The sequence below is a fragment of the Rhodococcus sp. NPDC080181 genome, from assembly GCF_040702225.1.
Classification (GTDB): domain Bacteria; phylum Actinomycetota; class Actinomycetes; order Mycobacteriales; family Mycobacteriaceae; genus Rhodococcoides; species Rhodococcoides fascians.
Genome location: NZ_JBFBKN010000017.1, coordinates 70695 through 87720 on the forward strand (window position 1 = coordinate 70695; position 17026 = coordinate 87720).

The window sequence follows — 17026 nt, forward strand, 5'->3', positions numbered from 1 at the left end:
TCCACGCACATGGGCTTTGTAGAACTCAGTTGTTTGCAGGAAAGCCGAGATCGATACCGCCGTGGCTGGGATCGAGCCAGCGACTGGTGACGGCTTTACCCCGCGTGAAGAAGTGCACTCCTTCGGTGCCGTGAGCGTGGCTGTCGCCGAACAGACTGCTCTTCCAGCCGCCGAAACTGTAGTACGCCATGGGAACGGGGATCGGCACATTGACACCGACCATGCCGACCTCGACCTCGTTCTGGAAACGCCGCGCCGCCCCGCCGTCGTTGGTGAAGATCGCCGTGCCGTTGCCGTACGGATTGTCGTTGATCAGTGTCAGCGCTTCGTCGTAGGTGTCGACACGGACGACCGAGAGCACAGGACCGAAGATCTCGTCGGTGTAGATGCTCATGTCCGGTGTCACATGGTCGATGAGCGTGGGGCCGAGCCAGAATCCGTCCGCAGCCCCGTCGGGTTGGACGGTGCGGCCGTCGACGACGATCGTGGCACCGCACGCCTCGCCTGCGTCGACATAGGACGCAACCTTGTCGCGGTGTACCCGGGTGACGAGCGGGCCCATGTCGGCACCACGGGTGCCGTCGCCGGTGACCAGTGGTGTGGTGCGTTCGGCGATCTTGGCGACGAGCTCGTCGGCGATCTTCCCGACGGCCACGAGAGCGGAGATGGCCATGCATCGCTCACCCGCCGAGCCGAAGCCGGCGTTGACCATGGCGTCCGCGGCCAGGTCGAGATCTGCATCGGGGAGGACGACGGCATGGTTCTTGGCACCGCCGAGGGCCTGAACACGCTTGCCGTTGGCGGTGCCTGTCGAGTAGACGTACTGGGCGATGGGCGTCGATCCGACGAAGGAGATCGACTTGATCTTCTTGTTCTCGAGCAGTTCGTCGACGGCCTCCTTGTCTCCCTGCAGCACGTTGAACACGCCGTCGGGCAGGCCTGCCTCGGCCCAGAGCCGCGCGAGCCAGATGCTGGCACTCGGGTCCTTCTCCGACGGCTTGAGCACGACGGTGTTACCGGCGGCGATGGCGATGGGGAAGAACCACATCGGCACCATGGCAGGGAAGTTGAAGGGGGAGATGATGGCGACGGGTCCGAGCGGCTGACGAATCGAGTAGACGTCCACTCCGGTGGATGCATTCTCGGTGTAGCTGCCCTTGAGTAGATGGGCTATGCCACAGGCGAATTCGACTACTTCCTGACCGCGGGAAATCTCGCCGAGCGCGTCGGAGAGCACCTTGCCGTGCTCGGCCGTGATGATCTCGGCGAGCTCGTTCTTCTTGGCGTTGAGCAGTTCTCGAAAGGAGAAGAGAATCGAGGTGCGCTTGGCCAGGGAGGTGTCGCGCCACGCGGGAAAGGCCGCTGCGGCGGCATCGATGACGGCGCGGGCATCGCTCCGGTCGGCGAGCGTGAGGGTGCCGGTGACCTCCCCGGTGGCGGGGTTGGTGACCGGTGACGTCCGATCGGAAGATCCGGAAAAAGTCTTACCATCGAGCCAGTGTGAGATGACGTCGGTCAACGTTCGTTCCTTCCATCGGTGTGTCTCGAGTCTCATTGGGATCGATGCACATGTCAAAGGCCAAAATCGCAGATCGCCGTGCATAAATGCACAGGGGGATAGGCTGGGCGAGTGTTCAACCCAGACCACCTCCGCTATTTCCTCGAAGTGTCGAGAACGGGACGTCTGACCGATGCGTCGCGAACGCTCGGCGTGGACCACACCACGGTCGGTCGACGCATCACGGCCCTCGAGAAGTCCGCAGGGCAACGACTTTTCGACCGAACCCCGACGGGATGGCGATTGACCGAGGCGGGGCGAAGGCTGGTCGGGTACGCCGAAACCGTCGAGTCCACGCTGATCGCCGCCTTCGAGGATCAGACATCCGATACCGGATCGCTGCGAGGGACAGTGCGCATTGCTGCCCCGGACGGATTCGGTGCCTTCGTTCTGACGCCGAAATTGGGTGCGCTTCGCGACAAGCATCCCGATCTGGATATCGAACTCGTCACCGCCACCGAGCACAACTCGTTGGCCACCAGGGAATTCGACATTGCCATCACGTTGGAACGGCCGTCGCCCAGGTTGGTGGTGGCCCGGCAACTGGCGACCTACACCCTGGCGCTCTATGCCGCCGAGGGATATTTGGCTGCGCAGCCGACGATCGACTCGGTCGACGGTTTGCGTGGGCACACCCTGATCTCCTACGTGGATGCGCTGCTCGACGTTGCGCCGTTGCGCATCCTGGATTCGATTCTGCCCGACGGTCGGGCGCAGATTCAGACCAACAACATCACCGGCCAGTGGATCGCGACGCGGTCCGGCGTGGGAATTGCGCCGTTGCCCAGCTACATCGGCGAACCGGACGACACGTTGATTCCGGTGTTGCCGGGCCTCGTCTCGGTCGAACGCAACTACTGGACGGTGATTCCGCGGGAGCTGACGGGGTTGGCGCGGGTGAAGGTGGTGGACGATTTCATCGGCTCGGTCGTGGCCGAGGAGCCGCACATGCATGCGGTGCCCGTCGGTCGATAGTCGCGGTCACTAAATGCACGAGATCGGCGGTGGCCGTTGAATTTTGGACGTTCTATGTGTCCGGCGTCTCGTGACGACAGACACACGTGACGCCGACCTCAAAGCAGTGGGAATCGCCCTACCGGCGGGTAACAATCTGTTACGGAACACGTCGGCCACGGCACCGCCGCGGCAGGCCCACAACGATTCTTGGGGGAATCATGACCATGTTCGTAGTAGCAGCAATCGGTTTCGTCGGTATGGCCATCGCCTTGCTCAACGACGGAAGCGACATCGACTTCAGGAGCCGTCAGCTCTCCGGCGCGTACAACCGGCGCTGGGCCTGACCCGTACCGATTCCGCACACCGGATGGCCGGTGGATAGATTCGTGCGATGTGGACACACCCCCGAGCGATCGGATTGCTGGTCGGTTACGTCCTGGATCGAGTGTTCACAGACCCACAGCGCTGGCATCCGGTAGCAGGATTCGGAACGGCTGCCCTTCGCGTCGAGGCTCGGCTCTACCGCGACAACAGGATTGCGGGTGTCATCCATACCGCCGTACTGGTCGGGGGCGTCACCGCACTCGGAATCGCGTCCACGCGAGCAGTGTCGCGTCTCTGCCCACCGGCCGAGGCCGCTCTGGTGGCCACCGCGACGTGGGCCGCGCTGGGCGGATCATCGCTGTCGGTAGTAGGTCGCTCGATGGCCGATCACCTCGACCGAGACGACCTGCCCGGCGCACGCGCATTGCTCCCGTCACTGTGCGGACGTGACCCGGCATTCCTCGACTCCGACGGGCTGGCACGCGCGGCACTCGAATCCATCGCCGAGAACACATCCGACGCAACAGTCGGTGTCGTGGTGTGGGGAGCCCTGGCCGGTGTACCGGGAATCCTGGCATACCGAGCCAGCAACACACTCGATGCAATGGTGGGATACCGGTCTCCGAAATACCTACGGTTCGGATGGGCCGCCGCACGCCTCGACGACGCGCTGAACCTGTTGCCGGCACGAGTCACGGGTGCGGCGACCGTTCTCGCTGCACCGCTGGTGCAGGGTTCTGCTGCCCACGCGCTACAGGTGTGGCGACGAGACGCATCCCGCCATCCCAGCCCCAATGCCGGGGTGCCGGAAGCCGCGTCGGCGGGTGCGCTCGGACTACAACTCGGTGGGCGCACTCAATACCGGCACGGCGTGGAGATCAGGCCGACACTCGGCGACGGGCGAGCGCCCACGGCACGGGACCTTCGGCGAGCAGTCGTGCTGTCGACGCGGGTGCAAGAGTTCGCGACGGCTGCGTCAGCGGTTCTTGCCGTATCGATCGGCCAAGCGAGGGTCCGTCGGCGTTCTCGCCTGTGATGCCGCGCGGGCTCTGGCCCGCTTCTCGCGTCGGGTCGGAAGAGTGAATTCTTCTTCGTCGTCCAGCGCGGAATCGTCGTCGGACGTCCGGTCGGACTGATCGGACATCGCGTCGTTCATCTCGGTTCGAGACATGCGTCGCTCCCGCAGCTCGGCGCGGACGAAATACGCAAGACCCAACGGTGCCATGATGCCGAACGCCAGCCACTGCAGCCCGTAGGACAGATAGGGGCCCGCGTCGGTCTGCGGGAGCTCGATGAGGCCGAGGCCACCGGGCTGACCGTCGTCGAGCTGCAGGTACCCGTCGATCGCGTCGACACCGACCGCTGCTCCGATCTGCTCCGGGTTGATGTTGTACACCTGCAGGCGGCCGTCCTCCTGGATCGGCTCACGTGATGTTCCTTCGGCCTGACGAACGCGGGCATCGAGAGTGACCGGGCCGGTTGGGGCTGCTGCGAACTCGGGCGGTCGCGTTCCCTCCACCGGGAGCACGTATCCGCGGTTGACGAGAACAGTAGGGCCACCGTCGATGACGAACGGAGTGATGACCTCGTACGCGGGCTGCTCACGAATGCTGCGCAGCCGCACCAGGGCGTCGGAATTCTCCACGTAACTGCCCTGCGCGATCACCCGCCGCCATTCGTCGTCGGCCGCGAAACCGTTCGCGGTGAGAACGTCGGTGATCGGCACCGGATCTGCCCCGACCGATCGGGTGATCAAGTCGTTGCGTGCAGAAGTCGAGGTGTTCTTGCCCAGCTGCCACGGAGCGAGCACGCTGAAGCACAAGAATGCGAACGCCAGCGCGACGGCGGCCAGCACCAACCACTTCGGACGTAGCAAAAACCGTAACTTCTCCACCCCACCACGGTAGCCGGGTCAGGCGGTCAGCCGAGACCGCGCCCAATCGATCAAGCCGGGCACGGCATCCTCGATCTGTTCTCGCACCTCGGTGAACGCAGAATCCGACGAGTAGTAGGGATCTGCGACCGACGCATCGTCGGCGTCGGGATCGAACGAACGCAGCAGCTGCACCCGATCGGCCGGTGCACCCAACTGCAGTAGAGATCGAGCGTGGCCGGTGTCGAGAGCAACGATCAGATCGGCAGCGAGGTGGTCCGGTCCCACCTGGTTCGCTTCGTGCTCGCTCTCGTAGCCGTGCGCATCGAGTTCTGCGACCGTTCGGGGGTCTGCGCCGTCGCCGACATGCCACCCGTCGATTCCCGCGCTCGATACGCGGACTGCATCACTCAGGCCCGCCTCGGTCAGGTGGGCGGCGAACACCTTCTCGGCCATCGGTGATCGACAGATGTTTCCGGTGCACACGAACGTCACGTGCAGTGGCTCGCTCATCGTGACGCCTGCGTGTTCTGCTCGAGCACGGCGGCCAGTTCGTCCATGTCCGACGCGGTGAACGCGGCGTCGTCGCTCTCACCGTCGATGCCGTAGCCCCATTCCACGTAGACCGCCGGAATTCCGAACCGGGCCGCGCCGTGCACATCGTGATCGCGGTCGCCGATCATGATCACCCCTGCGGTGCCGCCGTCCGAGGATTCGACGGGATCGATGCCGAGATTGGTCAGCGAGTGCGCGATGACGTCGGACTTCGCTCGCCGCGACCCGTCGTTGCTGGCACCGCCGATGAAGTCGAAGTACCGCGACAAGCCGAAGTGGTCGAGAATTCGGACGGCGAAGCGCTCCGACTTGGACGTCGCCACGCCCAGCCGAACACCGCGATCCCGCAATCGCGTCAGCACCGTCTCGATGCCGTCGAACGCGGTGTTCTCGGCCCAACCCCGCTCGTCGTAGCGGTCGAAGTAGGCGGCGAGCGCGCGCTGAGCTGCCTCCTCGTCCAGGCCCATCGAGCGCAGCGTGTCGATCAGCGGTGGACCGACGACGAGAGAGAGTTGCTGTTCGGTCGGTTCGGGAGCGCCGACCGAGGCCAGCGCGTGGCGAAATCCTGCGTGAATTCCCGGTGCGGAATCGGTCAACGTTCCGTCGAGATCGAACAGGACAACGGATGCGGGCAGAGCGGCAGACATGGCCTGAGCCTATCGGTGCACGTGACGGCTAGGCTCGTCGCGATGTCCGATACAGCGTCCGGCCCCGATGCATTTCTCCGTCATCACGGAGATCTCGAGGTCGGCTCGGGCCTCGTCGACTTCGCCGTCAACGTGCGCGGTGATGGCCCGCCCCCGTGGCTTCGTGATCGGCTCGCTGCAGCCCTGAACTCGCTCGGTTCGTATCCATCGGGGGCAGCCGAGCGGGCGGCTCGGGAGCAGGTCGCCGCACACCACGGACGCTCGCCGGACGAGGTACTGCTGCTCGGTGGCGGAGCCGAAGGATTCGCGATGCTGCCGCGGCTCGAGCCGGCCCTCGTGGCAACCGTGCACCCGTCGTTCACCGAGCCCGACTGGGTGCTCGAGCAGGCCGGCATTCCCGTGCATCGGGTGTTACTCCAGCCGCCGTTTCTGCTCGATCGGGGCCTGGTGCCCGAGGCCGCCGACATGGTGATCGTCGGCAATCCCACCAATCCGACGTCGGTGCTGCATCCCCGAGAAGTAGTACTCGGTCTGCGTAGGCCCGGCCGCACGGTCGTGGTCGACGAAGCATTCGCCGACGCAGTGACGGGAGCAGGAGAGTCGGTCTCCTCGGACAGCGTCGCGGACGTGCTGGTACTCCGAAGCCTGACGAAGACGTGGGCATTGGCGGGGTTGCGGTGCGGCTACGCTCTGGCCCATCCCGACGTACTCGAACGAATGCAGCGGGGCCGTGCGCACTGGCCCCTGGGCACTCTGCAGCTCGAAGCAATCCGCGCCTGTACCGAGCCGTTCGCGGTCGAGCAGGCCCGAGCCGAAGCGCTGCGTATCGACGCCGAACGTGACGCCATGATCGCGAGACTGACCGCACTCGCTCTCGACATTGCCGGACCGGCGCGAGCGCCGTTTCTTCTGGCGCGGGTCGACGGCGCCGACGGGATCCGAGAACGCCTGCGCACGAAGGGAATTGCGGTTCGGCGCGGCGACACGTTTCCCGGACTGGATCGCAACTACCTACGCGTCGCCGTACGGGACTCGGCACACGTCGACATACTGGTGCATGCGTTGAACACCGTTCTGTGAGGAGAGCAATCGACATGGCAGTGACTCTGGAGAACGTCATCGAGGTTCTCGACAAGGCATACCCGCCTCGATTGGCCGAGAGCTGGGACTCGGTGGGATTGGTGTGTGGAGATCCGGAATCCGAAGTGCGACAGGTGCTCTACGCCGTCGACGTCACCCCGGCCGTCGTGGACGAGGCCATTTCATGGGGCGCCGACCTCATCGTCGCCCATCACCCTCTGCTGCTCAAAGGAGTCGATTCGGTTGCGGCCGACACCGCCAAAGGCTCGGTGATCCACCGCCTGATCAAGGCCGATTGCGCGCTGTTCACCGCCCATACCAACGCCGACTCGGCCGATCCCGGTGTCTCCGACGCACTCGCGTCGGCCCTCGGTGTGATCGACACCAGGCCACTCGATCCCATTCCTGCTCCGGCGCACGACAAATGGGTCGTATTCGTGCCGTCCGCCGACACTGCGGCGGTGCGCCAGGCGCTGTTCGACGCTGGAGCCGGTGAGATCGGCGACTACAGCGAAGCGAGCTGGCACACCGAGGGGCTGGGCCAATTTCGGCCGCAGCCCGGTGCTCATCCGACGCTCGGTGTCGTCGGCGAAGTCCACACCGTGACCGAGGACCGAATCGAGGTGGTTGCATCTCGGGCCGACCGCGCGCGGATGCAGTCCGCGCTCAGACTTGCGCATCCGTACGAGGAGCCCGCGTTCGATGTCTTCGAGTCCGCGGCCCTACCGTCGTGCACCGGTCTGGGGCGGATCGGTCGATTGCCTGATCCGATGACGCTCGCCGCGTTCACGAACGTCGTCCGAGACGCTCTGCCGGCCACCAGCTGGGGAGTGCGAGCAGCGGGTAATCCGGACGCCACGGTGTCGATCGTCGCCCTGTGTGGGGGAGCAGGGGACTCGTTCCTCGCAACCGTCGCGCGGACCGGCGCCGACGTCTATGTCACGTCCGATCTCAGACATCATCCCGTCGACGAGCACCTGAGGGCGGGAGGGCCCGCGGTGATCGACACAGCCCACTGGGCGTCGGAGTTCCCGTGGTGTGCTCAGGCGAGGGGCGTCGTGGACGCCGAATTCGGCTATACGGAGGGCTGGAGCAGCAGGGTCAGCGATGTGCGTACCGACCCGTGGACGCTGTGACCGACGAACCCCGCGACCGGGGGAGTACACGGATCCGGCTCGGTACGTTCTGCGCAGCCGGTAGGGTAATCGGAATCAACTTCCATAGTCGCAGGAGTCATCAAGCGTGAACGTCGATCCCAAAGTCCAGGCCTCGCTACTCGAATTGGCCGGTGTGGATACCGAACTCTCGCAGATCGCCCATCGCCGAAAGACCCTCCCCGAGCAGCAGGAGGTCGACAAACTCGAGGCCGAGCGCATCACCCGCAAGGATGCTGCCGTCACGGTGCAGATCTTGATGGATGACCTCGATCGCGACATCCGCAAGCTCGAGGGCGAAGTCGATGCCGTTCGCCAGCGCGAGGCGCGCGACAAGAAGATGCTCGAGAGCGGCACGATTGCGCCCAAGCAGATGACCGAGCTGCAGCACGAGCTCGGCAGTCTCGAACGGCGGCAGAGCATCCTCGAGGAAGAACTGCTCGAAGTCATGGAACAGCGCGAGGCCAGCGAACGCGACTACGAACACGCCGGGGCGCAGCTGACGCAGATCGAGGACGAAATGGTCGACGCCGGTCGTCGCCGCGACGACGCTGTCGCAGACCTGGACGTCGCCGAGAAGCGGAGCGCCGAGCGTCGCGAGGCATTGATCTCGGGCATGCCGGCCGATCTGCTGGCGCTGTACGAGAAGCAGCGCGCACTGACCGGTCGAGGCGCAGCATTGCTGCAGGCCCGCCGATGTGGCGCATGCCGAATCGAGCTCGATCGCAACGAGATCGCGAGCATTGCCAACAAGCCTGCCGACGCTCTGGTTCGTTGCTCGGAATGCAACGCAATCCTGGTGCGCACCAAGGAGTCCGGAATTTGAGTGCCGCGCAACGGGTCGTCGTCGAAGCCGACGGCGGCTCCCGCGGCAACCCGGGTCCCGCCGGGTACGGAGCCGTGGTGTTCTCGGCAGATCGCAGCGAGGTGTTGGCCGAACGCCGGGAGGCGCTGGGAATCGCAACGAACAACGTGGCCGAGTACAGGGGCCTCATCGCTGCGTTGACGGCAGCCGCGGACGTCGGTGCCCGCGAGGTCGACGTTCGGATGGACTCCAAACTCGTCGTCGAACAGATGTCGGGACGCTGGAAGGTCAAGCATCCCGACATGATTCCGCTCAATCGCCGAGCGGCGGAGCTTGCTCGGACGTTCGATCACGTCACCTTCCAATGGATTCCGCGGGAGCAGAACTCACACGCCGACGGTCTGGCGAACGAGGCGATGGACGCCGCGGCCAAGGGGATCGACCTCCCTGATCTGCCCGATTCCGAACCGGCCGCGAAGCAACCCGCGGCGGCCCCCGGGTGGACCGGTGCAGTGGGCGACCCCACCCGAATGTTGTTGTTGCGCCACGGCCAGACCGCGCTGTCGGTCGACCGGCGATACTCGGGTCGCGGAAATCCGGAACTGACCGAGCTGGGGGTTCGACAGGCCACCGCTGCAGCGGCACGGCTCGGCGGACACGACGACATCGCAGCGATCGTCTCGTCCCCCCTCGGCCGCGCCCGACAGACCGCCGACGCCGCGGCAGGTGCACTCGGACTCGACGTGACCACCGTCGACGAACTGACCGAAACGGACTTCGGCGACTGGGAAGGTCTGACCTTCGCGGAGGCGAAAGACCGCTATCCCGAACAACATCGGGCCTGGCTGGGTGACACCTCGGTGGCCCCGCCCAACGGTGAGAGTTTCGACGCAGTGCGCACTCGAATCGAAGCGGCACGCGATCGACTGATCGGAGAGTACGCGGGCAAGACGATCGTCGTCGTGACACACGTGACGCCGATCAAAACACTGCTGCAACTGGCACTGGACGTCGGACCGTCACTGCTCTACCGAATGCACCTGGACCTCGCGTCGCTGAGCGTCGCCGAGTTCTACCCCGACGGCGGGGCATCGGTGAAATTGGTCAACGACACGTCTCACCTGACCTGACCCTGTGGAGGTGCGGGTCTCAGATCTGCAGCGCCAGCCACAAGCCCGCCACTGCACCGACGATGGTCAGGGGAGTCGTGATGACGCCGAGAATGGTGAACGTCCTCAGATCCGCCGGCTCGTCGTTGGCCGATGCGACGCGTCGCCACAACATGATCGCCAGTGAACCGACGTAGGTCAGGTTAGGACCGAGGTTCACGCCGATCACCATGGCCAACAGCAGCGCCGGGGGAGCGTCCGCGCCGAAGGCCGCCAGCAGCAGCAATGTTGCTGGCAGGTTGTTGACGATGTTCGACGCCACCGCCGCAATGGCAGCCGCCGCCAGTAAGGACACAAAGGTGGTGTCGGACGGCAGAATTCGCGCCAGCCAGTCGCCGATCGGGCCCGTCGTCACGCCGAGCACGACGATGCCGAGAAGGAAGACGAAGCCACAGAACGGCAGATCGGCACCGCGCAGAATCGCGCGAGGTGTGGTGTGGCGAGCTCGAAGTGCTGGGATCGCCATGGCCACGGAGCCCACGGCAGCCACCCAGAACGGTTCGATATCGAACAGTCCTGCCACGGCGAAGCCGATCAATGTCGCGCCGAGGATGACGAGTGTGCTTCGCGGTGCTGGGACGTCGTCAGCGCTGTGTTCGGTCGCGGAGTCCGTCGGTGCCGCAGTGCGGGTCAGATCCTTGCGGAAGAAGATCAGGAACACCGCCAGTTCGATGGCGACCGCGAACATCCACGGCAGTGCCATGAGCGCGGTGAAGTGCAGGAAGGTCAGGCCCGTCGCAGCGAAGGCCAGCAGGTTGGTCAGATTCGACACCGGCAGCAAGGTCGACGCCGAATTGGACAGGTGCGCAGTGGCGTAACTGTGTGGACGCGGCGACATCCCCAGGATCCGAGCGGCACCGATGATGGCCGGTGTCAGCAGAACAACGGTGGCGTCGAGGCTCAGTACGGCTGTGGTGGCAGCGGCAGCGGCGAACACGAGGGTCAGCAGTCTGCGGGGGCTGCCCTTGGATCCGCGGCGTAGCTTCGCAGCGATCCAGGTGAACACACCGAGGGCATCCGACAGATGCGCCAGGATCAGGATGAACGCCAGAAAGACGACGGTGGGTGCGAGTTCGAGTACCTGCTCACGGGCCGCGTCGAGGCTGACGAGGCCGACGAGAAGAACAACTGCGGCCGCTGGAAGTGCAGCAACGATCTCGGGAAGACCGCGCGGGCGAACGATGGCGAATACGAGAACGGCGGCGACCAATGCCGCAGCGAGAACGGTCACGCGAGAATCTTCACGAGAGTGCGGACTTTCCGCGTGGTGGTCGTGGCCTTGTACTTCGCCTTCGCCGTGGCTTTTCCGAACGTACTGTCGGTGGTGTTGCCCTTGCGCACCTCCCAGTAGAGCACGCTGTTCCCCTCGGCAATCCTCTCGAGATCGGAGTCGAGTTCCACTGCAAGAGCGGACAATTCGGTCAAATGGCTATCGTCGTTACCGAACACTACATAAGGATGCCAGCCCTCCCGTTCGGCGTCGAACGGGTAGGACTCCACTATCGCCCTCAGTGTCGGGACGTCGAGTACGACAACCCAGGCTCGGTAGCCGAACGCCTCGGCGAGCGTGCTCTCCACCTGCGCTTTCAGGGCGGCGGCCGCCAGCGGCGACTGCAGCAGTACGTTGCCGGTCGCCAGAATCGTGCGGACATTCGTGAAGCCGGCCGAGGCCAGAGCTGCGCGGAGGTCGACCATCTTGATGTTGATGCCGCCGACGTTGATGCCGCGCAGCAGCACAACCCATTCACTCATGGAAGGAACTGTAGTGAAGCGCACGAGAACAACCATTGAAGTAAGTAGTTAGTAACCAGTAACTTGGCGGTATGGCGCAGAGAGGACGGATGACAGGCCCGGAACGACGGCAGCAAATACTGCGGATAGCGGCAGACGAATTTGCAGCGTCCGGACTGCACGGCGGTTCGACCGACAGGATCGCCCGCGAAGCAGGGATCACCCAGGCTTACATCTTTCGAATATTCGGAACCAAGAAGGCACTCTTCTCCGAGCTGGTGGTCGCGTCGTTCGACCGTGTGGCGGATGGGATGCGCGAGGCCGCAGGTACTGCCACCGGTCAGCAAGCCTTGGCCTCGATGGGGGAGTGCTATTACGCCATGCTCGAGGATCGAACCTCACTCCTGCTGCAGCTGCAGGGCCTCGCCGCGTGTGGCGACAAAGAGGTGCGCGACGCCGTTCGAGAGGCGTTCGGCCGGATGTGGAACACCGTCGTAGAGGTCACCGGTCTCGACGCCGTGACCGTCAAAGCGTTTCTGGCGTTCGGCATGCTGCTCAACAGTGGCGCGGCCCTGCAGATTCATGACGTCGACCAACCCTGGGCGAACGGAGTGGGCACTCGTATCCACGCCGGATTGTTCGACCACATCACGAGCGAGACGAACCGTTGATCTCCGGCTCCGAGCACGACGAATCACGAATGTTCGTGCCTTCTCTGTTGTTCGTCGGAGTCGTCGTCGCCGCTGTCGGTAGCCTCGGTGCCCCGCTGATCACCAGCGTCGCAACCACTTTCGACGTCTCCCTCTCCAGTGCGCAATGGACGTTGACGTTGGCTTTGTTGACCGGTGCCGTCACGACACCGGTTCTGGGCCGCCTCGGATCGGGTCCGCATCGACGGGCAGCAATACTCGGGACACTGGGCGTCGTCTCGGCCGGAGGCATTCTGACCGCACTGCCGCTGTCCTTCTCCTGGCTGCTCCTCGGCCGCGCAGCCCAGGGAGTGGGACTGGCCCTGACTTCGATGCTGATGGGTGTGGTGCGAGATCATCTGTCCGACAAGCGGTCCGGATCGACCATCGCTTTGTTGTCGGTCGCGTCTACTGCGGGTGTCGGTGTGGGCTATCCATTGTCGGGGTTTCTGGCCGAGCACGGCGGTCTCCGGCTCGCCTACGGATTCGGTGCTGCGATGACGGTCATGGCGTTTGCCGTTGCTCTGCGAGTTGTTCCTGCCTCGACGCGCAAGCGTGCGACCCGGATCGACGTTCCGGGTGCGGTGCTGCTGGCGCTCCCTCTCACCCTGGTGCTCGTTCTCATCAGTGAGACCGCGCTGTGGAGTAGCCGCCCTTGGACGGCGGGGGTGCTGGCTGCAATCGCGGTCGTCGCTGCGGGCATATGGGTACGCGTCGAACTGAGAAGCTCGGCGCCGCTCGTCGATCTTCGGTTGTTTCGTCACAGGGCCGTGGTCGGAGCGAACGGCGCAATGTTTCTCGGCGGCATCGGAATGTATCTGCTGCTGACCCTCGCTACGCGCTACGCGCAGACGCCTTCCGGTGCCGGATACGGTTTCGGCCTCGACGTGTTCGCGGCGGGCCTCGTCCTGGTTCCGTTCTCGGTGTTCGGATTTCTCGCCGGCAAGCTGGTACCCAGAGCGCTGCCTCGGGTGGGGGCAGCCAGCGCGCTGACGGTCAGCGCACTGATCGTTCTGGTGGCTCTCGCCTTGTTCGCCGGTACCCGCGCCGGCGTCGTTGAACTCTGTGCGGTGATGGCGATTCTGGGTTTCGGAGTCGGAAGCTTTTCGGCCGTGCTGCCGGCCGTCGTGCTGCCGGTGGTGCCCTCCGCGGAGACCTCGAGCGTCATGAGTATCAACCAGGTGGTGCGCAGTGTCGGATTCTCTTTCGGAAGCGCGGTCGGTGGTCTGGTACTCGCCGCCGGAACGAGTCCGGGCTCCACCTTCCCCGGAGAGGATGCCTACACGTCCGCCGCCTGGGTGGGGGTGGTCGTCACCGCTGCCGCGGCCATCGTGAGTGCCTCTGTTCTTCATGGCCGGGCAATCGCCGGGCATCCGACGTGAGGCGGGTAGAGTACGCAATCGCGAACGAGTTGGCTGGACGGCTGCGGCTCGAAGTACCGACGGACAGGTTCCGTTCCGCTTCGGGCCGAGGAAAGTCCGGACTCCACAGAGCAGGGCGGTTGTTAACGGCAACCCGAGGTGACTCGCGGGACAGTGCCACAGAAAACAGACCGCCTGCGGTTCGGTTCTTCGGAAACGAAACGCAGGTCAGGGTGAAACGGTGCGGTAAGAGCGCACCAGCATCCCAGGTGACTGGGGTGGCTAGGTAAACCCCGCCCGGAGCAAGGTCGAAGGCTGCACCGCGCAAGGGGTGCAGCTGCGCAGGTGCTCGAGGGCTGCTCGCCCGAGCCTGCGGGTGGACTGCTCGAGGTACCCGGCAACGGTGTGCCCAGATGGATGGTCGTCTATTCGATCTCGCGAGAGCGGGTCGATGCACAGGATCCGGCTTACAGGCCGACTCGTTCGCACTCCAATTTCTCGCGCGGTACACCTGCGGCGTGGCTGTATGGGGCACACTGGAAGTCATGACCGACGACGACAGCTCCTGGTACTACGACATCAGCACCAAGCAGGTTGTGCAGGGCAAGGAGACCAATGCCCTCGACCGCATGGGTCCGTATCCGGACAAGGCCACCGCAGAGCAGGCGCTGAAGATCGCAGCCGCCCGCAACAAGGCCGCCGACTCCGACGACGACTGGAACAACTGACGGTGCTGCTCACCCGGCTGAGGGCTCCGAACTTCGATTTCGAGTCCATCAGATCCGAGTTCGGTCTGTCCGATGTCTTCGACGCAGACGTGATGCGCGACGCGATCGAAGCCCGAGACCTGCACGCCGACAGCAGAATCGACCGCACCGACATTCCTTTCGTCACCATCGACCCACCCGGCTCGAAGGACCTCGATCAAGCCGTACACATCGAGAAGACGGCCAACGGCTTGGTGGTGCACTACGCGATCGCCGACGTGGGTGCGCTGGTGATGCCGGGGGGAGCGCTCGACGTGGAAACCCGCCGACGCGGCCAGACGTACTATCTCCCCGACGGATCTGTTCCCTTGCACCCGCGTGAGTTGTCGGAGGGCTCGGGAAGCCTGTTGGAGGGCCAGACTCGCTGCGCTGCGCTGTGGACCATCGAACTCGACGACGTCGGTGAAGCCGCGGCGTGGACCGTCACCCGGGCGCTCGTGCGTTCGACCGCGCGTCTCGATTACGCGGGAGTGCAAGCCGACTTCGACGCCGGCACACCGCACCCGTCGATCGCTGCCCTTGCCGAGTTCGGACACCTACGGGCGGAGGCAGCGAGGCGTCGAGGAGCCATCGACATCACGCTCCCCGAGCAGGAAGTGGTTCCGGACGGGCACGGTTGGCGAATCGTTCTGCAACCGCGAACAGCAGTGGACGGCTGGAACGCCGAGGTGTCCTTGCTGACGGGCATGTGCGCAGCCAGAATCATGCTCGACGCCGGAATCGGCATCGTACGCACGCTTCCGCCCGCACCGCCCGAGGCCGTCGAGACCCTGAAGAAGACCGCGAACGCACTCGGAATCGAGTGGCCCGCCGGCGCGTCCGCCGGCGCGGTACTCGCCGGCCTGCCCACCGACGAACCGTCGACTCTGGCGATGATGACTCAGGCCACGGGATTGCTTCGGGGAGCGGACTATTCGGCGTTCGACAGTCGGACCCCGAACTCGACCATCGATGCACCCGGCACCGACGATTCCGTCGAACACTCGGGTATCGGAGCGCCGTACGCCCATGTGACGGCCCCGTTGCGACGGCTGTCGGATCGGTTCGCCACCGAGGTGTGTCTGGCCGTGGTCGCCGGTGTGCCCGTCCCCGAGTGGGCGGCGCAGGCGCTGCCGGAGCTACCGGCGATCATGCGTGGATCGGATTCTGCAGCATCGAAAGTGGACCGAGCCTGCATCGATCTGACCGAAGCGCACGTGCTCGAAGATCGCGTAGGTCATACGTTCGACGCAGTGGTGCTGCGCGGTGCCGAGGGCAAGCGCGACGCCGAGGTGCTCGTGTCCGAACCGATAGTCATGGGCAAGTGCGACGGCGAGCCGCCTGCGGGGGAGTCGGTGAAGGTCCGATTGACTCGGGCCGACACCGACTCGCGCACAGTCCGATTCGACTATCCGTCTGTCACGGCCTGAATCGGTCGGTCGCCTCGACCAGGTGGTGGACGATGCCCGGCTCGGCCGCAGAATGGCCGGCATCGTCGACGATCACCAGATCTGCACTCGGCCAGGCCTTGTGCAGTGCCCACGCGCTCGTGGCCGGGCACACCACGTCGTAGCGGCCCTGCACGATCACACCAGGAATACCGTCGAGCAGGTGCGCGTCGCGTAGCAACTGGTTCTCTTCGAGGAAGCACCCGTTGCGGAAATAGTGGTTCTCGATTCCGGCGAAGGCGCGAGCGAAACGCGCATCCGAATTATGCTGTACAGCATCGGGTTTCGGGAGCAGGTAACTCGTCGCTGCCTCCCACGACGACCACGCCACCGCGGCCCGGGTCGCGGCAGCGTCGTCCTCGGACATCAACTGTCGGTGATATGCCTCGACCAGATCCCCGTCTCGTTCGCCTTCCGGAATGGGGGCGAGAAACTCCTCCCACAGGTCCGGGAAGATGTGTCCGGCACCGCCGCGGTAGTACCAGTCGATCTCCGACGGCCGGACGAGGAAGATTCCTCGGAGCACGAGTCCTCGCACCCTCTCGCGATGCGTCTGTGCGTAGGCCAGCGACAACGTGGAGCCCCAGGATCCGCCGAACACCAACCAGGTGTCGATGTTCAGGTGCTCGCGGAGTTTCTCCATGTCGGAGATCAAGCGATCGGTGGTGTTGACCGACAGATCTGCCCCGTCGGCAATATGTGGGGTCGACAGCCCGCAGCCTCGCTGATCGAACAACACGATGCGGTAGACCTGCGGATCGAAGTAGCGACGCTGCAGTGGATTGGTGGCACCGCCGGGACCGCCGTGCACGAACACCACCGGTTCGCCGTCGGGGTTGCCGGAGATCTCCCAGTAGATCCGCTGCCCCTCGCCGACGTCGAGGTGACCAGTCTGCACGGGCTCGATCTCCGGGTACAAGGTGCGCATC

18 protein-coding genes and 1 other RNA gene are annotated in these 17026 nt (G+C 64.8%); 12 read left to right on the forward strand and 7 right to left on the reverse strand.

All coding sequences use genetic code 11. From position 1 onward, the window contains the following. Positions 1 to 25: 25 nt before the first annotated feature. On the reverse strand, positions 26 to 1519 hold the full coding sequence (locus AB0O58_RS19170) for a CoA-acylating methylmalonate-semialdehyde dehydrogenase (RefSeq protein WP_032374553.1): 1494 nt from the start codon (positions 1517 to 1519) through the stop codon (positions 26 to 28). Between the two features lie 111 nt (positions 1520 to 1630). On the opposite strand from AB0O58_RS19170, the gene AB0O58_RS19175 reads away from it, so the two are divergent. The 3 genes from AB0O58_RS19175 (at position 1631) to AB0O58_RS19185 (ending at position 3875) form a co-directional block, all read left to right on the forward strand. Next, positions 1631 to 2533, forward strand: a complete 903-nt coding sequence (locus AB0O58_RS19175; RefSeq protein ID WP_366238602.1) for a LysR family transcriptional regulator — start codon at positions 1631 to 1633, stop codon at positions 2531 to 2533. Between the two features lie 200 nt (positions 2534 to 2733). Further along, positions 2734 to 2859 carry a hypothetical protein gene (locus AB0O58_RS19180; protein WP_255032530.1) on the forward strand — a complete coding sequence of 42 codons (126 nt, stop codon included), beginning with the start codon at positions 2734 to 2736 and terminating at the stop codon, positions 2857 to 2859. Positions 2860 to 2906: 47 nt separating this feature from the next. Further along, on the forward strand, positions 2907 to 3875 hold the full coding sequence (locus AB0O58_RS19185; RefSeq protein WP_032374389.1) for a cobalamin biosynthesis protein: 969 nt from the start codon (positions 2907 to 2909) through the stop codon (positions 3873 to 3875). Here the strand turns inward: AB0O58_RS19185 and AB0O58_RS19190 are convergent. Genes AB0O58_RS19190 through AB0O58_RS19200 form a run of 3 tightly spaced genes read right to left on the reverse strand, consistent with a single transcriptional unit; the run spans position 3816 to position 5914 of the window. Beyond that, a complete protein-coding gene (locus tag AB0O58_RS19190; protein WP_032374388.1) occupies positions 3816 to 4733 on the reverse strand; it encodes an SURF1 family protein in 918 nt (305 codons plus the stop codon). The two genes, AB0O58_RS19185 and AB0O58_RS19190, sit on opposite strands and share 60 nt — an antisense overlap. An 18-nt stretch (positions 4734 to 4751) precedes the next feature. Next, positions 4752 to 5225: a low molecular weight protein-tyrosine-phosphatase gene (locus AB0O58_RS19195; RefSeq protein WP_032374387.1), complete on the reverse strand. Its 474-nt coding sequence runs from the start codon at positions 5223 to 5225 to the stop codon at positions 4752 to 4754. Beyond that, positions 5222 to 5914, reverse strand: coding sequence for an HAD-IA family hydrolase (locus tag AB0O58_RS19200; protein WP_032399952.1), 693 nt, complete (start codon positions 5912 to 5914; stop codon positions 5222 to 5224). The genes AB0O58_RS19195 and AB0O58_RS19200 overlap by 4 nt, the downstream gene beginning before the upstream one ends. A 42-nt stretch (positions 5915 to 5956) precedes the next feature. Here AB0O58_RS19200 and cobC point away from each other — a divergent pair, with 42 nt between their 5' ends. The 4 genes from cobC (at position 5957) to AB0O58_RS19220 (ending at position 10083) form a co-directional block, all read left to right on the forward strand. Next, positions 5957 to 6994 carry an Rv2231c family pyridoxal phosphate-dependent protein CobC gene (gene cobC, locus AB0O58_RS19205; RefSeq protein WP_032399953.1) on the forward strand — a complete coding sequence of 346 codons (1038 nt, stop codon included), beginning with the start codon at positions 5957 to 5959 and terminating at the stop codon, positions 6992 to 6994. 14 nt (positions 6995 to 7008) lie between these two features. Further along, positions 7009 to 8130: a Nif3-like dinuclear metal center hexameric protein gene (locus tag AB0O58_RS19210; protein ID WP_366238603.1), complete on the forward strand. Its 1122-nt coding sequence runs from the start codon at positions 7009 to 7011 to the stop codon at positions 8128 to 8130. A gap of 106 nt (positions 8131 to 8236) precedes the next feature. Beyond that, positions 8237 to 8974, forward strand: a complete 738-nt coding sequence (locus AB0O58_RS19215; RefSeq protein WP_032374384.1) for a C4-type zinc ribbon domain-containing protein — start codon at positions 8237 to 8239, stop codon at positions 8972 to 8974. Next, positions 8971 to 10083 (forward strand): bifunctional RNase H/acid phosphatase, encoded by a 1113-nt coding sequence (locus AB0O58_RS19220; protein WP_366238604.1) that lies wholly within the window; start codon positions 8971 to 8973, stop codon positions 10081 to 10083. Before AB0O58_RS19215 ends, AB0O58_RS19220 begins: the two co-directional genes overlap by 4 nt. 19 nt (positions 10084 to 10102) lie before the next feature. Here the strand turns inward: AB0O58_RS19220 and AB0O58_RS19225 are convergent, their stop codons facing one another. Together AB0O58_RS19225 and AB0O58_RS19230 are read right to left on the reverse strand one after the other, a co-directional pair. Beyond that, complete coding sequence (locus tag AB0O58_RS19225) at positions 10103 to 11353, reverse strand: SLC13 family permease (protein WP_287453023.1); 1251 nt, start codon at positions 11351 to 11353, stop codon at positions 10103 to 10105. Then, complete coding sequence (locus AB0O58_RS19230; RefSeq protein ID WP_283550166.1) at positions 11350 to 11874, reverse strand: DUF1697 domain-containing protein; 525 nt, start codon at positions 11872 to 11874, stop codon at positions 11350 to 11352. Before AB0O58_RS19230 ends, AB0O58_RS19225 begins: the two co-directional genes overlap by 4 nt. 89 nt (positions 11875 to 11963) lie before the next feature. On the opposite strand from AB0O58_RS19230, the gene AB0O58_RS19235 reads away from it, so the two are divergent. The 5 genes from AB0O58_RS19235 to AB0O58_RS19255 all read left to right on the forward strand — a co-directional run bounded on the left by AB0O58_RS19235 (position 11964) and on the right by AB0O58_RS19255 (position 16079). Further along, complete coding sequence (locus tag AB0O58_RS19235) at positions 11964 to 12524, forward strand: TetR/AcrR family transcriptional regulator (protein WP_206498258.1); 561 nt, start codon at positions 11964 to 11966, stop codon at positions 12522 to 12524. Between the two features lie 29 nt (positions 12525 to 12553). Next, positions 12554 to 13924 carry an MFS transporter gene (locus tag AB0O58_RS19240; protein WP_052063049.1) on the forward strand — a complete coding sequence of 457 codons (1371 nt, stop codon included), beginning with the start codon at positions 12554 to 12556 and terminating at the stop codon, positions 13922 to 13924. A 25-nt stretch (positions 13925 to 13949) separates the two neighbouring features. Continuing rightward, positions 13950 to 14389: RNase P RNA component class A (gene rnpB, locus AB0O58_RS19245), an RNA gene on the forward strand. 59 nt (positions 14390 to 14448) lie between these two features. Continuing rightward, positions 14449 to 14631, forward strand: coding sequence for a hypothetical protein (locus AB0O58_RS19250; protein ID WP_027497419.1), 183 nt, complete (start codon positions 14449 to 14451; stop codon positions 14629 to 14631). Positions 14632 to 14633: 2 nt separating this feature from the next. Next, complete coding sequence (locus AB0O58_RS19255; protein ID WP_032374379.1) at positions 14634 to 16079, forward strand: RNB domain-containing ribonuclease; 1446 nt, start codon at positions 14634 to 14636, stop codon at positions 16077 to 16079. Here AB0O58_RS19255 and pip read toward each other — a convergent pair. Next, complete coding sequence (gene pip / locus AB0O58_RS19260; protein WP_032374378.1) at positions 16069 to 17025, reverse strand: prolyl aminopeptidase; 957 nt, start codon at positions 17023 to 17025, stop codon at positions 16069 to 16071. The genes AB0O58_RS19255 and pip overlap by 11 nt on opposite strands. Position 17026 lies beyond the last annotated feature (1 nt).